Origin of the sequence: Sphingomonas eleionomae (assembly GCF_049889035.1) — a bacterium.
Lineage (GTDB): Bacteria > Pseudomonadota > Alphaproteobacteria > Sphingomonadales > Sphingomonadaceae > Sphingomonas.
This window is the reverse complement of record NZ_JBLTWP010000002.1, coordinates 585650-599402: the sequence shown is the minus strand read 5'-3', so window position 1 is coordinate 599402 and position 13753 is coordinate 585650. Positions and strand designations below refer to the sequence as shown.

The following is a 13753-nucleotide window of genomic DNA, read 5'->3' as shown; positions in this document are numbered from 1 at the left end:
GGCTCTGCAACCGCGGAGAGATTTAGCGGGATCAAGCGCAATGCTCCCCGAATGTGAGCGGCGTGCCTTCCAACCGCAGCCATCGCGCCAGAGAGTAGCGCGTTGGCTCGTCGTCCGCGTAGATCAACCGGAAGGCCAGATCGAACAGGCTCATGTGCCTGCGGCAGAATTCGGTTTCATGCCGCGGCAGGTCGATCCGGCCATAGCGTGCGATGTCATCGACAACATCGCGGCCGCAATAGGGCTGATAGGCGCAGCGCTGGCATGCCGGGTCGAAAAGGTTTGAGGCATGCGCATTCAGGGTGGCACGCGCCGGGGTATCCCAGCCCGAATGCACATCGCCGATGGATAGGTCGATCACGCCGGAGCGTGAGAGCATGCGTGCCTCGTCCGTCGGATAGACCTGCCCGTCATAGTCAATCACGACATAATCATAGCCCAGAGGGTTGGGGTTACGAAGATCGACATGGCGATCCGCACCGGGTTGGAAGATGCGCCGCAGGCAGATGCTGAAATAGCTCTCTTCGAGCACGACCGACCGATCTTCCCAATTTCGCTCGATCAGTCTGCGCAAAAACTTCTCATGATAGGCCCGCCAGGCCATATCCTGCTCGCGCGAGCTTGCATGGTGTTTGCGTGCAAACCCCTGATAATTGATCGGCCGAAGGAAGATGCTCTCGAGGCCGAATTCAAGATAGGCGTCAATCAGCGCGTCAGGTGTTGGAGGCCGCTCGGGATCGATCGTCGGCAGCGCCGATACTTTTTGCGGCCCATAGCGCTCGACAACCGTCGCAAGGTGTCGCCGAAACTCGCTGGTCGCCTCGAAGACTATCGTTCGATTGCGCAGATGTGTCTCGAAGTCACCGTCCAACGAGGTGCTGATAAACACCTCAGGCTCATCAAAAAGGGATAGGATCTCTGGTCCGAGGTTCTGCAGGTTGGTGCAGATTACGAATTGGCGCTCTTCGAAGTGGCGAGCGCGATCGATAACCGCACGGATGAGATCGGGCCTCAATGTTGGTTCGCCGCCTTGAAATTCGATCTTGATGCGGGGTCCTGAGAGATCGTCAATTAAGCTAAGCACCCCATCCAGCGTCGCGTCGTTCCAGTCATATTTTGTCTGGTCGAGTGCGGCGCGAGAAACTTGGCAATAGCTGCAGGAAAGATTGCAGCGGAGCGTCGGAACGAGGATCAGATAATCAAGAGGGCCCGCAAGTGTCAGACGCTCTGCGACGTTGTAGAGATGAGCGGTCTGGCTGAGCGGATCAGCGCTGTCCACGCCATGCCCGCGCTCCAAAACAAACTGCCGCTCAAATGGCGATAAGGTGCCGGCCGAAAGCCGATCAAGGAAATCAGGGGTAGCACTGAAAAATCCACCGCCATCGTTGACCAATAAGGCACGATCAGTTGACATCAAACGAGTACGAAGCGGCATGCACAATGTCATGTCAGCGCCGCCAATGTCTCAGACCGACGAGACCGGTTGAGGCGAAAAAGACGCTCGTTAGCGAGACTGACCTGCCAAAGCGCGTTCAATTCGCTGCTAGAGCGATGCTCACTACGCAAGACCAGATCATGGCCTTCCAAAGAAACATTCAAGTCAGGGTAGAACCGGGCAATCCAATGAGCGCTATCGGCAACGAGTGAGTGATCCAGATCACCCGGAGATATTCGCACGTAGCCCATGAACTTGCTTCCCCCTATCGATAAAGGCTAAGCAAGAATCGCGAGAGCGCAAGTCCAATTCTTGGCTGACGCGCTCCGTTGCGCAACGCAGTAAAAAAGGGGGCTGGCGTGGCACAATCCAAGGCGACGCCGGTGAAGGCGCAAGAAAACAAGGAAGGCTGCCAATTCGCTCTTATCATCGGTGTGATCGTGGCGCTTATCATCACTGTGAGCCAGTGTGATACGAAGAAGCCCGAGATCACTGCCGAGCAACCTTTCGGCGTAGCGTCCCTGACCAATCAAGTCGAAGCGATCGAACCCCCCGCCACAGTCGCTCCACTGGCGCCAGCGCAGGTGACCCGCGGGTTGCGGCATCTGCGGCTCGCTTATGCCGCCGAAGGGTTGTCGGGCGCGATGATCTATTCACAAAGCTGCTATGACGGGCTGTCGCAGGAATTTGAGTGGGCGGCACTCGATCGCTGTGGCGCATTTGATCTGCAGGCGGTCAGAACTGCAGAGATCGCGGCAGACCAAAGCCTGACTAGCGAACTTGAATATTTTGAACCGGAAACTGCTGCCGCCCGGTATTTAGCGGTAGCAATCAAAGCAGGTGAAACGAGCGAAAATGCCGACCTTCGGCTGGATGCCTTGCAAAAGCGAGTTGGTGACTCCGCTGCTCCGCAAACCCAAGTAACGCCAGCAGGCGACGAGGCTGACGTGCTGGGCGACGAACAAGAAGGCATGAGCAAGCCGGTGCCTACAACGGATAGCCCCATCGACGGCGATGGAGGTGGCTCGTCTCACGACGACACCATTCCAGCCGTTCGGCGCTAATAGGCGCGATCACAAACGGATTTAACGCGCCGCCAAATTAACGGTTGGCGTGAGGCCAAGATATTGACGGAGAGCCCTCGGAATAAAGCCGTTCATCTGCGACCCGAGCGGGGTGGTTGGCTAGGCTGTATTTAGCTGCGCAACGGATTGTCGCTGGCGTGCCGCTAGCCCGCTGCTCAGCGATGGCGAGCACCGGAAAGCCCTTTGCTGCCTGCGGTCAAAACTGAGCATTGGCGTTCAACAGCTTGCGACGATGGGCGGACCGGCAGCGAAACGGGATTGCGAAGTGTTCTATCTATGTTCTATCCCTGAAGCCGCCGCCGTACCCGGCGATTCGAATGATTTGGAGACCGTCATGCAGCATGATGCCAGCCTCCGCGCTGCCGCCCGCGCAATCTATGATGCCTGCTTCCCCACCGAGGAGCTGGCGCCTGTCGGATTTGATGACGCCGAGCGGTATGGAACGATCCATTATCGCCGAGCCATTGAAGCGGCACAGCTGGCAAAACCGCATCTGGTGCACGACCGCTCGGCACAGCCCAGGCTGTTCTGATTGGGAACCAATCCAGGCCTAGCTGCAGAGGAGGCTCAGGAGATTGTCGGCCCGCCTCGCGCGCGCCGGATCGACCAACTGATGCCCTCGCCGCGCACGACGCCTGACACTGCCCTGCCAGCATAAGGCTCGAGCACCGGTCGCCAGGGCACCAAGGTAAAATCCTGCGCGCGTTCGATCAATGCGAACCGCCCGCTCGCCAGGTCGAGCCGCCGCCGATAGATGCCCTCGACAAAGCTGCCTGGTCGGGCCTCGGCAAAGGGTAGTTCGAGCTCGCGCGACAGTGCCGCGCCAACCCGAAGAAGCTCACGGCGGCGCAGGGTCTCGATCATGCCCGGACGCGGCTCGAACACCCCGCCAATCTCGCTGCCCAGCCCCTCGTTGATCAGCCATTGTCGACGCCGTGCTTCGGCATCGCGCAATGCGCTCCCGAACCCCGCGTCCCGCGCCGGCATATCCTGTGGTCGCAGCAGCCGACGATCGAGCCAGGTCGCGCCGTCCGCTGTCGCCAATCGTTCCACGGGTTCGACCGTAAGCAGCTCAACCCTCACCGGACGCGCTCGCGCCTGTTCCGCCTCAAATTGCTCGACCCGTTCGAGATGGTCAGTTGCGATCCGCCAGCTACCATCCGCCATTCGCTCGACGCCCGCACCGCCCCGGCGCAGCACCTCAAGTCGCCGGATATGGCTCCGGGCAAATTCTTCGCTGGCCTGTCTGTCATGCGCCAGATGTGCGTCGATATCGTAGCGGCCACTATTGGCGGCAGCGACTTCAGCGATCGTCCGGTCGACCTCGCGTACGCCGGTGCGACTGGGCATGACCGCCACCACAGCGCCTTCGCCAATCCCCTCGGCGAGCTCGCGCCCGAGCGCCACATAGTAGCTACGCCCGTCAATGCCGTCGACAACAAGGAAATGGCTATCGCGATACTCATCGGCGAGGCCTCGCAGCAGAACCCGCCCTACCAGCGGCGCTGCGTTGGGCGCAGCCGGATCGTAGATGGCTTGGTCGGTTGCAGAACGCTCGACCCGCGCTGCGGCAAAGGCGCGCTGCATGGTACGGATGATGTCACCGCGCTCGCCCATTCGGGTGAGTGTCTTGGCAAGGTCGGGCGCGAGCCGCCAACGGCCCTCCCCCAGGGCCTCGGCAAGCCCGAGCCGTTCGAGCTTGGCGAGCCGGCCAGCGCGCAGCGTTTGCTCAAATGCGCCAGTGCCGGTCGCCTCGACCAAACGCTCCTCGCCGCCCAGCCCAAGCAGCCGCCGGTCGATCGATGTCAGGCGCTCTGCCTCGATCTCGGCGAGCTGGCCGCGCGCGATTTCTCGGGTCGTTTTCGGACCCAGATCAAGCTCGACCAGTTCGGCGGCGCGCTCGCGCAGGCCCCGGGTTAGATAGTCGGGTGCGATCACCAGATCCTGCCCCTTTTGGTCGACGCCGCGGACGATGACATGGCTGTGGGGATGGCCGGTGTTGAAATGATCGACCGCGACCCAGTCAAGCCGGGTCCCAAGGTCGGTTTCAGCGCGCGCCATCAGCCGGCGAACCAGCGGTTTCAGATCCTCATATTGGGCGCCGTCTTCCGGCGAGACGATGAAGCGGAACTGGTGGCGATCGCCGGCACCACGTGCGAGAAATTCCTTGGCATCGACTGCCTCCCGGTCGGCCCCGTAGAGCCTGCCCCGTTCGCCCTCCCGCGTGGTGCCATCCCGCTGCAGATAACGCAGATGGGCAGCCGCTGCGCTTGCGCCCTTAGCTGTCAGTCGGACGATGCGGGTCTTGATGACGACGCGGCGGCGGCCGAGCGCGCTCATCCGCCCGCGACTGGCGAGCAGCCGGCCCACCCCGGCGGCACGGCCGATCCGGCTGCCGGCGGCGCGGACCTTGGGTGTGACAGACGCTGCCCCACCACGCGCAAGATTGGTGGCCGCAAGCACGCGCTTGAGGTAGCGCCGCGCGCGTTTGGGCGGGCGGCTGCGCAGCCGCCCCAAATGGGGTTCAAAATCATCGTCGGCGCTCATCGGACAGCCCTTGCTGGCGCGCCCCGGAGGCAATGTGGCCCAGCCTGGCCGACAGGAAAACCGGTGCCAGCCAAGCTATTGAAAAACAAAGCCTTCCGGGCGCACTGGCACTGTCCGCCAACCACCAGTGCCGCTTCAGCCCCAGAAAAAGGATGTGCAGACAAGGACTTATGCGCCGACCCGTGTCGGCGCTTTATCTTGCCTTACGCGGTTCCCCCGTCCGAGCCTGCTCTACCGCCCGTTCCGACCGCACTGCCCGCACCAGTGCCGACCGAGCCAGGTCCTGAAAAAGCCGGGACGCAGGTACCTGACCAGCCTGCTTGTCCCGGCGATTGGTGCCCGCGATCAGTGCGCTGTTGCAAAGGCCTGGCGTGCCGCCCGTTCGCTTCGGAACTGACGCCGCCCGATCAAGCCATGCGCGTTCCCATCGCCATCGACGATGCTCACCACCACGAACCAGCGATGATCCAACCTGCTCAGGACCGCGATCCGATCGAGCTCGACTGCATCCTCCTCGGCGCTGCCATAGCTGCCAAGCCACCGTTCCGTGACCCGCGCCTGCCAGAGAAAATCGCTCTCTTCGGCTTCGATAAATCGCTGCGCCAGCGCCTCACCCGCTCCGTGCCCGAACTCGATCTCGAGGCCCGCGATCAGCGCCTGTATGACCCGATCTGTGTGATGGGCCGATACCCCCTCAACCGTCTGAACCATTGTCATCTCAGCCTCCTTCGCTTGACGTCCTCATGATTGAGAACAGTCCTTCGAAGACGGTCGACGGAGCGGCTGTCAGGGCCGCGCAGGCGCAGCCTGTGCGCCGCGAAGCGGCGGCGGAGGAACCGATTTTGTCGCGCAGAAACGAGCAACGGCGCGCGCGAAGCGCGCTCCATATCGCGGCAAAATTGGAGGGGCCGCCGGCCTTGCACAGCCGCTGCGACGGCCGTCATGCTTGGCCTTGCCGAGACGAGCCCTCCCCTCCGTCTCGGCAAGGGACCCGCTTTTTCCCTTGCGCCTATGGTTGTTCGGACGATGCTGGCGCTTGGGTCGAAAGCGGGACAAACAAACCCTCCGCTGCGCTGGGCGGACGGGCTTCGTGATCAGGATCGGCGCGTCGGATGGCGAACAGGGACGCGGGCGGCACTGGCGATCCTGAAGCGATGGATGGGCCGGGTCGGTTGCTGAGCTTGGCCAGATAGGCCCGGGTCTCGGCGGGGAGCGCGCGTCCACTGGTCACCCATTCGGCATAGCGCGCAGGCCCGGCATGATAGGCACCGAACAGGCCCGGATAGCCGAACCGGTCATACATCATCCGGAGGTAGAAGGTGCCGGCAAGGATGTTGTCGCGGGGATCGTGCGGGTCCGGCCCGAGCCCAAGCCTTGCACGCAGTTCTGCCCATGTCGCGGGCATGATCTGCATCAGCCCCATTGCCCCGGCATGGCTGGTGATTGGACGGCCATTCAGCCGCGTCTGGCCGCCGCTCTCAGCGCGCATCACTCGCTCGATCCAGTCAAGCGGGACACCGAAGCGTTGCGACGCTTCGCCTGAATAAACCCGCCATCGGCCAACCGGATCGGTCGATACCGGCTGCTCAGAGGCCTGCGCTTCTACCTGATCGCCCTTGGCAGCGGGTGCGGCAATCAACAGAACCAAGGCCCCGCACACGATCATGGGGAACCGGCTCACGTCCCTGTCTCCGCTGCACCCCAGGTCCAGATCGGATGGGCTGTCCCGACGACATCTGCGGTTCGGCTGGGCCCAAAATAGCGTCCGTCGAACGAGGCTGGGCTCGCCGGATTGAGAAGGAGGAGTTCGCCTTTGGCGAGTGTCCGACACCCCTCCCATTGCGGCATGGCACGGCCAAACCGGTCCGCATGAAGCCGCCGGGCGACCTTTCGGCCATGGATCTGGAGAGCGACACCGACCCAGCAGACCCGCATGCCCGCCACAGCAGCGACCTGCTTGATCGCGGGAACATTGGACGGCAGATAGCGCCGCTCGGCGGCAAGTTGGCGGGCAGGTCCGGGGAGCCACACAACCACAAGATCGCCTGGGACCAGCGTGCGCGCGGGACCCACCCGGTAAAGCCCGATCGGCACGCTTGCGCTCGCATTCCAAACGAGGCGCGCGCGCGGCGGAAAGACAATCGTGACGCAGAGTGCCGCAATGCCAAGCGCGAGCGCGAGGCCGCGACGGCGAAGCTTGCGGCGCTGGCGACGATGCCGCCTCAGCGCGTCTTCAAAGGCAAAGAGCGGCAGGTCGCGGAGATCAGCCATGATCGCCGCCCCGCGCATTCGCCGCCGACCAGGCCTCGATATCGTCGATATGATAGCGCCAGGTCCGGCCATGCCGACGACAGCGCGGACCCTTGCCGGCCAGCCGCATCGCCTTGAGCGTCGAGCGCGCAATGCCGAGATGAAAAGCGGTCTGTTTGGCGGTCAGAAAGGGACAGGTTTCGCGCGCGGCCTTGGCGCGCGCGGCGGCGGTATCGTCCATGAGTGCAAAGTCCGTGCTGGTTGCCGCAGCCCAATGCCGCGGTCATCCAAAGCTGGCCCAAGCCCGCCGCGCCGGGCAGGGTCGCAAATCGATCGATGCGTTTTCGACCCCACTCCCTCTGCGCGCGAAGAGCGCTCCCGCGCCGTCTGGCGCGGGAGCGCTCAGGGGGCTCAGTCGGCCGGGTTCCAGATGATGGCGAAGGTGTCGGCATCCTCCTGGCCAGCGGCGCGACCGAGATTGGCATAGATCCGACGCGGGCCGAATTCGGGGGCGGCAAGGCTCAGTGAGACATAGTCCTTGCCGGACAATTCGCTGCGCCGGACCCAGCCTGCGCCGACCTCGACCCCGCTTGCCGTCACCCGGTAGTCGGGCTGGGTGTCCGAGGATTTGGCGCGGTTGGGCAGGATCTCGATATCGGTGCGGATCGAGAGGGTCTTGAGCTGGCCCTTAAAGGCTTCGCCTTCGCGGGTGACATAACCGATTGCGGGCATTGATCGTCTCCTTGAATGCTTCGCCCGAACCATTTCCGGGCGATGGGCGGACCAAAGGAACGGGCGACGGGCACGCGAACCCGCCAGGGCCGGAGCGTCAGCGAAGGACCGGAGCGCAAGCGCTTATTTGGAGCGAAGCGGCCGCGAGGAGCTGGCATAGCCGGCGGGGAAATAAGGGTAAGGCGCGATGGTTTGGCGTGCCCGGCACCCGTTCCAGGTCATACGCCCAAGGAGCCGGAAATGGTTCGCGCGGCAGCCGGACGATCCTGATCCGCATCGATGCCCATCCTGCGAATCGGTCGATTAGACGGGCTGCGATAAGGCTCTCAGAACGCGAGATAGCATACCCCCAACCCGCTCAATCGCACTCGGTCCAACAACGATCAGCGGCGGTTGGCATGGTCCGGCGAGGCTGTTCCGATATGCCTGATAGCTCGTACAGCAAGGGCAATTCATTCCCTCACCGTCGATTGCACCCGGCCGATTTCGGGGCTGCTTTCTTGCCATTCGGGACGCGCCTGACGGGCAGGCTTAGCTTTCCTGCATGGTCATCGCGCGGCGGTTCGAACTGATGCGCAATCGCGTCGGCGACTGCGCCACTGGCGCGGATGAACGTCGGCTGCACGGGCAATAAGGGTGTCGCGGTAAATGGCACGGAGCGACCGCGATACCCGCCATTTACCGCTTCCAACGCGGTCACATCGGATTGCGGGCGGCGACCTACTCGAAGCCCATCATCGGGGCTACCTGTCGCCAGTTGATGCAGTATGCTGGTTGCATGCTTGACCAGCCGCTCGACACCATCGACGAAGCTGCCCTTATGCGCCTGATCGACAATCAGGTCGGCGAACGGCGGGACCTTGAGTTCAAGCGGGACCTTCCGGGCGGGCGCGATGAAGACAAAAAGGAGTTCCTTGCCGACGTGACGGCGCTTGCCAATGCGCAGGGCGGCGACCTGATCTATGGCATAGAGGAACGTGACGGCGTTGCCGCTGGTCTGCCCGGTCTGAAGCTCGACAATCTCGATGAGGAGCAGCTGCGGCTTGAGAACATCATTCGAGATGGTGCCGCTCCCCGGCTCATTGGGGTGCGGATGCACTGGGTAACGCTGGCATCCGGCGCGAGCGCGTTGGTGATCCGCATTCCTGCCAGTCTCGCCAGTCCGCACCGGGTGATTTTCAAAAACAGCGGTAGGTTCTATGGCCGTAACAGTCGGCAGAAATATGAGATGGACGTGCATGAACTCCGCCATGCCTTCACTGAAGCAGACCAACTCTCGACGCGGTTTCGCGCGCTTCACCATCACGCGATTGAGATGGCGCGCGGGGTCGATATGCCGTTCTTTATGGGCTTCAACCCCCGCGCAATCGTCTCGGTAACCCCGCTGGCGTACTTTAGGGAGGCGATGGACCTTCCTGTTACGCATGATGACTCGATCCAGCCAGTCCGACTAGCCCGCTCCTATCGGGCATGTGATGCAATCGATACAATCGAAGGCGTCTTGATGCACGACCCGGGTGACCCCGCAACGGGTATCGTCGACAGTTTTTCGCTGACCCATCGAGCGGGAAGAGCCGATCATGCCTGGAGGATCGGCGGCGTCTCCACCAACGACGATGGTGAAGAGAAAAATTGGGTCCGAATTTCGGCCTTTGAAAAGGGACTGCTCGAAGCGACGGTCTCTACCCAGAACAGATTGCGGCATTTCAATGTTGAGGGACCATGGGTGATCCAAGCCACCGTATTCGGCGTCCGGAACCACGCCTTGGCCTTGCCGCATGACTATGCAAGCCGCCCTGCCTTTCGCGATACAGCGCTGCTAGGCGAGTTGCGAGTCGATCACATCGATGAAGCCGTGCTTGAGCCGCTACTCAAGAATTTCTGGTTGCTGTTCGGAGAGCGCCGGCCGGAGGGCAGGGCCATTGCCGCCCGCTAACCGGGAACCAACATTCTCGTAAATGGGGCGCGCTTGGCTTCCTCGGCTTAGCCAAGCCACCGTCTTGGCCTGACCCAAAAATGCGCGCGCTGCGGCCGATCCGGCTGCAGCGCGCGCCAAAATTTTCAGCCCAGCATCTGACCGCCCGGCCAAAATAAAGGCAGGGCGGCAAGCCGCCCCGCCCTCAAGATCATGCCGCCAGCTGCACTGGCTCTGCGTTGACTGGACCGCAGACCGGATCGCAGGCCGGATCAGGGTCCGGCGCGGCCAGCGCCACAGGGGCGGCGGGCGGCTTGGGTGGTGCCACCGGCACCCGCGCCGCCTCGGCCAGGGCATGGGCATTGACCGTGCCGACCCCGCCGCGCTCGGTATAGGCGGAGGGCGGGAACGCCATCCAGTGCGGCACCCAGCGCTCAACCTTTGACCTCCCGTCGTTGCCCTCGAGATGGTCAGTGACGATCCGCTTCAACGTCTTGCCCTTTTCGCGGGCATTCGCAGCAGCGACCGTCTCGCCTGCAACATCGGCGACCAGCGCGGTCAGCACCTCACGGTCGCGGACCAGTTCGAGAAAGGCGGTATCGGCCTGCCACCAATCGGCCATGTCAATGCCAAGGGTGAGGCCAACCGCCTCGACCGCCGCGCTGCCCGATGCAAGGCTCTCGCCCATGATGACCGCGATCACGTCCATGATCGCGGTGTCGGGCAGGTCGAGGAGCCGCCAGAACAGAGCCACGACCGGATCGCCGCCTGCCGCCTCGATCATGCTGCCGATCACGGTCGGCTCGTCGGGCGAACAGCGAAGCAAGGCGAGCACGGCGCGGCGGCGTTCATCGAACAGCGTCTCCCCGCGCGATGTTTCAACGCTCTCGCTTGTCGCCTCATGGCGCGCCGATTGCGGGTCAGCACGCACGCTCCAATAGGGCGATCCGGCAATGGCATGGGCGACCAACAGCCGCAGCGCGACGGATGGCGCGCCAAGCAGCGCTGCGCGCGCGGCGGCATGGCGATGGAGATCGAGATAGACCTGCATCGGCCCGCTCAGCTCTGGCCGCGATGCTTTGGCCGGAACCGCGCCACCCTCTTCCGAGCCTGCCGCGCGCCGGGCTTCCTTGCGCGACAAATAGCCTTCGTGGAACACGGCCTCGCCGCTGGTGCGCAGGTCGATATAGACGCGCCCGCTCTTGCGCTTGGCGGTCTTTTCATAATCCCAGCTGTGGAATTGATCCGAAATGGGCACAATCACGACATCGGCCCATCCGGCGTCGAGATAGCCCGTGCGCCGCGCCTCGACCGCTGCCTGCTGCGCTGCCCAGAAGGCATCGGCATCCGCAAACCAGCGCTCCTCGCCGAACAGGTCGGAGACAATGGCAAGGCCGCTTGCTTCGACATCGAACAGGGCGTGCCGCACCGGGATCGACTGGCCGCCGAACAGCCATGCTTTCAGCTGATGGCCGGTCGGGAGGTAAGCTTCAGGGTCATCAGCCAGCGCCAGCCAGTCGCGCTGCTGGCTCTTGCTGGCAAGGGTCAGGTGGCGCACCGTGGCGGCGTCGATGGCCTCGCGGGCATACATGTGGCGGATGCGGGGCAAGAGATTGCCGAGCGCCAGCACGCGGCGGACGGTGAGGTCGGGCAGGCCGAAGGTCGCGGCGATCTCCTCCGGCCTGCGGCCTTGCCGGACCAACCGGGTGAAGGTTTCCCATTGGGTGACCTCATCGGGATCGAGCCGGGCGAGATTTTCGATGAGCGAGGCCTCAATGGCAGCAGCGTCGTCGCCCGCATCAAGGATCGCGCAAGGGAGCGGCTCAGCCTGTCCGGTTTCCTCGGCGACGATGCGCGCGGCGTGATAGCGGCGGCTGCCAGCGACGATCTCGAACAGGCCGGGCGCATTGCCTTCTGCACATTCGGAACAGGGCTGGGGGCGGACCATCAAGGGCACGAGCACGCCGCGCGCGCGGATGGTGGGGAGGATATCGGCCACATCGGGCGCTTTGCGCGCATAGCGCATATTGGCCTTGCTGACCGCGAGCTTGTCGAGCGGGATAAAATCGAGTTTCATGGGACTGCTCCTTGTGAGTGCCGGCCCGCCGCGCTTTTTCCAGGAGTGGCGGACCGGCTTTTCAAAAGCGGCGAAATGCGCCGCGCATCATCCGGCCTGCTCCCCATCGGGATCGGTCGGAAGCTCGGGGTCCGGGGCAGGCTCGCTTCGCCAGAGCATGGCCTCGGCCATGAGGATCGATCCGGCGCGGCGCGCGGTTTCGGCCCAGACCGACAGCGGGATTGGACTCGAGAAATGAAGATCGCGCTCGATGCGAAGCCCGAACGGCAGGCGCAGAGCGGCGATTTCGGAAAGGCTGAAGCTACCAAGTTCGGGGCAGCCAAAGCCGAGATCGGCCAGCCCGAACAAGGTGTCGCCGTCGGGGTCCAGTTCGGTCGCAAGCCAGGTCGCTGCGCCCAGCGGATTGAAGAATTTGACGACCGGGGCGGGATCGGGCTGAGGGTCGCCCGCCGCCACGGCGCGGCGATGGCGCTCGGCATTGGCGCTGAGGGCTGCGCGCAATTGGGCAGTGAGGAGCATCATGCCTCGGCCCTCCCCTGCTCGGGGTCGCCCGCCTGCGCGCCAGTGCCGGGCAACCGGGCAAGCAGCCAGTCGGCGGCCTTGCTGGCCTGCGACGCGGCGCGAACAATCGCGCGCCCGCGCGGCCCGTTTGTCCCCCGGACGGCCGGGTCATCGCTCAGATCGGCGCGCAGGACATCGAGCCAGCTGGCCAGATAATCGGCATGGCGGACGGTGGGGGTGATGCCCAATGCAGCGCACAGAAAGGCTGCGCCCATTTCGGCGACCAGCTCTTCGCGGGCATAGTCGCGGCTCCCGAACGCGCCTTTCTGGTTGCGATCAAGCCGGGTCGGGTGCCCGGTCGCATGGGTCAGTTCATGCAGGCAGGTGCGGTAATAGTTGATCGGTTCGAAAAAGGCGGGCTGGGGCGGGACCTGCACATAATCCGCGCCCGGCGCGTAAAAGGCACGGCTGCCGCCGATCCGGAATTCGACACCGCTCGCTGCGATCACAGCTTCGGCAACCGGCACGATCTCGCATTCGGGGAGCGGCACCGGCTCGGGGGCAAGGCCGGTGCCAAGGCCTTCGCACTGCGCGACATTGAACAGGGTGAAGCGCTTCAGGAACGGAATGGCCCTGGCATCATCGCCGGTTTCGCGGGCGCGCTCGCGCTCGGCCTCGGGGGTGAAACGGTCGGCATAGACGACAGTGGTGCCACGCTCGCCTTTGCGGACGGTTCCGCCTGCCGCCTGGGCCTGCCGGAAGGTCAGCCAGTTTTGGCTGGGAAAGTCCTGCTCAATGACCGCGCCCCAGAGGATCAGGATATTGATCCCCGAATAGGACCGCCCGGTCAGTGCATTGCGGGGCAGGCCGGGCGCGATGCCGGTGGCATCGGGACGACCCCAGGGCTGGACCCATGGAAACCGCCCGGCCTCGAGCTCGCTGATGATCCGGTTGGTGACCTCGTCGTAGAGACTGGTGCGCGGTTCGGCTGGCGGCGATGCCTGCCGAATGGCTGGGGCCTTGCGCTTGCCAAGGGCAAGACGGGCAGAGGATGCTGGCATGATCGTGCCTCCATTCCCGCCCAAAAACCGACATGGCCTCCCCGGAAAGCGGGGGTGGGCGGCAAAGAGCGACCGGCAAGGCGCGGGCACGAGCGGCAGCGGCACCCGAAGGGCCGCAATGGGAATGAAGGAGCCGGCCCCAAGGGCCGG

13 protein-coding genes are annotated in these 13753 nt (G+C 63.8%); 3 read left to right on the top strand and 10 right to left on the bottom strand.

The window, feature by feature from the left end; translation table 11 throughout:
• Positions 1–31: 31 nt before the first annotated feature.
• Positions 32–1435: a His-Xaa-Ser system radical SAM maturase HxsB gene (hxsB, locus tag ACNI3Q_RS07080; RefSeq protein WP_426275226.1), complete on the bottom strand. Its 1404-nt coding sequence runs from the start codon at positions 1433–1435 to the stop codon at positions 32–34.
• Between the two features lie 359 nt (positions 1436–1794).
• Between hxsB and ACNI3Q_RS07075 the strand changes: the two genes are divergently transcribed.
• Together ACNI3Q_RS07075 and ACNI3Q_RS07070 are read left to right on the top strand one after the other, a co-directional pair.
• A complete protein-coding gene (locus tag ACNI3Q_RS07075; protein ID WP_426275224.1) occupies positions 1795–2499 on the top strand; it encodes a hypothetical protein in 705 nt (234 codons plus the stop codon).
• A 253-nt stretch (positions 2500–2752) separates the two neighbouring features.
• A complete protein-coding gene (locus tag ACNI3Q_RS07070; RefSeq protein ID WP_426275222.1) occupies positions 2753–3052 on the top strand; it encodes a hypothetical protein in 300 nt (99 codons plus the stop codon).
• Between the two features lie 35 nt (positions 3053–3087).
• Here the strand turns inward: ACNI3Q_RS07070 and rlxS are convergent, their stop codons facing one another.
• The 6 genes from rlxS to ACNI3Q_RS07040 form a co-directional block, all read right to left on the bottom strand.
• Positions 3088–5067 (bottom strand): relaxase/mobilization nuclease RlxS, encoded by a 1980-nt coding sequence (rlxS, locus tag ACNI3Q_RS07065; RefSeq protein WP_426275220.1) that lies wholly within the window; start codon positions 5065–5067, stop codon positions 3088–3090.
• Between the two features lie 345 nt (positions 5068–5412).
• Positions 5413–5778: a hypothetical protein gene (locus ACNI3Q_RS07060; protein ID WP_426275218.1), complete on the bottom strand. Its 366-nt coding sequence runs from the start codon at positions 5776–5778 to the stop codon at positions 5413–5415.
• Between the two features lie 298 nt (positions 5779–6076).
• On the bottom strand, positions 6077–6748 hold the full coding sequence (locus ACNI3Q_RS07055; protein ID WP_426275216.1) for a lytic transglycosylase domain-containing protein: 672 nt from the start codon (positions 6746–6748) through the stop codon (positions 6077–6079).
• Entirely contained in the window at positions 6745–7338 is a 594-nt protein-coding gene (locus ACNI3Q_RS07050) for a S26 family signal peptidase (RefSeq protein WP_426275214.1), read from the bottom strand. The genes ACNI3Q_RS07055 and ACNI3Q_RS07050 overlap by 4 nt, the downstream gene beginning before the upstream one ends.
• Positions 7331–7558, bottom strand: coding sequence for a helix-turn-helix transcriptional regulator (locus tag ACNI3Q_RS07045; RefSeq protein WP_260021030.1), 228 nt, complete (start codon positions 7556–7558; stop codon positions 7331–7333). The genes ACNI3Q_RS07050 and ACNI3Q_RS07045 overlap by 8 nt, the downstream gene beginning before the upstream one ends.
• 170 nt (positions 7559–7728) lie before the next feature.
• Positions 7729–8049, bottom strand: coding sequence for a DUF736 domain-containing protein (locus ACNI3Q_RS07040; protein ID WP_426275211.1), 321 nt, complete (start codon positions 8047–8049; stop codon positions 7729–7731).
• A 778-nt stretch (positions 8050–8827) separates the two neighbouring features.
• Here ACNI3Q_RS07040 and ACNI3Q_RS07035 point away from each other — a divergent pair.
• On the top strand, positions 8828–9985 hold the full coding sequence (locus ACNI3Q_RS07035; protein ID WP_426275210.1) for an AlbA family DNA-binding domain-containing protein: 1158 nt from the start codon (positions 8828–8830) through the stop codon (positions 9983–9985).
• A gap of 190 nt (positions 9986–10175) precedes the next feature.
• On the opposite strand, the gene ACNI3Q_RS07030 is transcribed toward ACNI3Q_RS07035, so the two are convergent.
• The 3 genes from ACNI3Q_RS07030 to ACNI3Q_RS07020 form a co-directional block, all read right to left on the bottom strand.
• Positions 10176–12041 carry a ParB/RepB/Spo0J family partition protein gene (locus tag ACNI3Q_RS07030; RefSeq protein ID WP_426275208.1) on the bottom strand — a complete coding sequence of 622 codons (1866 nt, stop codon included), beginning with the start codon at positions 12039–12041 and terminating at the stop codon, positions 10176–10178.
• 87 nt (positions 12042–12128) lie between these two features.
• A complete protein-coding gene (locus ACNI3Q_RS07025; RefSeq protein WP_426275206.1) occupies positions 12129–12563 on the bottom strand; it encodes a DUF2958 domain-containing protein in 435 nt (144 codons plus the stop codon).
• Positions 12560–13603 (bottom strand): ArdC family protein, encoded by a 1044-nt coding sequence (locus ACNI3Q_RS07020; protein WP_426275204.1) that lies wholly within the window; start codon positions 13601–13603, stop codon positions 12560–12562. The genes ACNI3Q_RS07025 and ACNI3Q_RS07020 overlap by 4 nt, the downstream gene beginning before the upstream one ends.
• Between the last annotated feature and the right edge of the window lie 150 nt (positions 13604–13753).

Bases quoted from the DNA above. Each gene is read 5' to 3' on its own strand.
- ACNI3Q_RS07020 (WP_426275204.1), bottom strand. From the start codon at position 13,603: ATGCCAGCATCCTCTGCCCGTCTTGCCCTTGGCAAGCGCAAGGCCCCA.
- ACNI3Q_RS07040 (WP_426275211.1), bottom strand. From the start codon at position 8,049: ATGCCCGCAATCGGTTATGTCACCCGCGAAGGCGAAGCCTTTAAGGGC.
- ACNI3Q_RS07070 (WP_426275222.1), top strand. From the start codon at position 2,753: ATGGGCGGACCGGCAGCGAAACGGGATTGCGAAGTGTTCTATCTATGT.
- ACNI3Q_RS07025 (WP_426275206.1), bottom strand. From the start codon at position 12,563: ATGATGCTCCTCACTGCCCAATTGCGCGCAGCCCTCAGCGCCAATGCC.
- ACNI3Q_RS07035 (WP_426275210.1), top strand. From the start codon at position 8,828: ATGCTTGACCAGCCGCTCGACACCATCGACGAAGCTGCCCTTATGCGC.
- ACNI3Q_RS07045 (WP_260021030.1), bottom strand. From the start codon at position 7,558: ATGGACGATACCGCCGCCGCGCGCGCCAAGGCCGCGCGCGAAACCTGT.
- ACNI3Q_RS07060 (WP_426275218.1), bottom strand. From the start codon at position 5,778: ATGGTTCAGACGGTTGAGGGGGTATCGGCCCATCACACAGATCGGGTC.
- hxsB (WP_426275226.1), bottom strand. From the start codon at position 1,435: ATGCCGCTTCGTACTCGTTTGATGTCAACTGATCGTGCCTTATTGGTC.
- rlxS (WP_426275220.1), bottom strand. From the start codon at position 5,067: ATGAGCGCCGACGATGATTTTGAACCCCATTTGGGGCGGCTGCGCAGC.
- ACNI3Q_RS07030 (WP_426275208.1), bottom strand. From the start codon at position 12,041: ATGAAACTCGATTTTATCCCGCTCGACAAGCTCGCGGTCAGCAAGGCC.
- ACNI3Q_RS07050 (WP_426275214.1), bottom strand. From the start codon at position 7,338: ATGGCTGATCTCCGCGACCTGCCGCTCTTTGCCTTTGAAGACGCGCTG.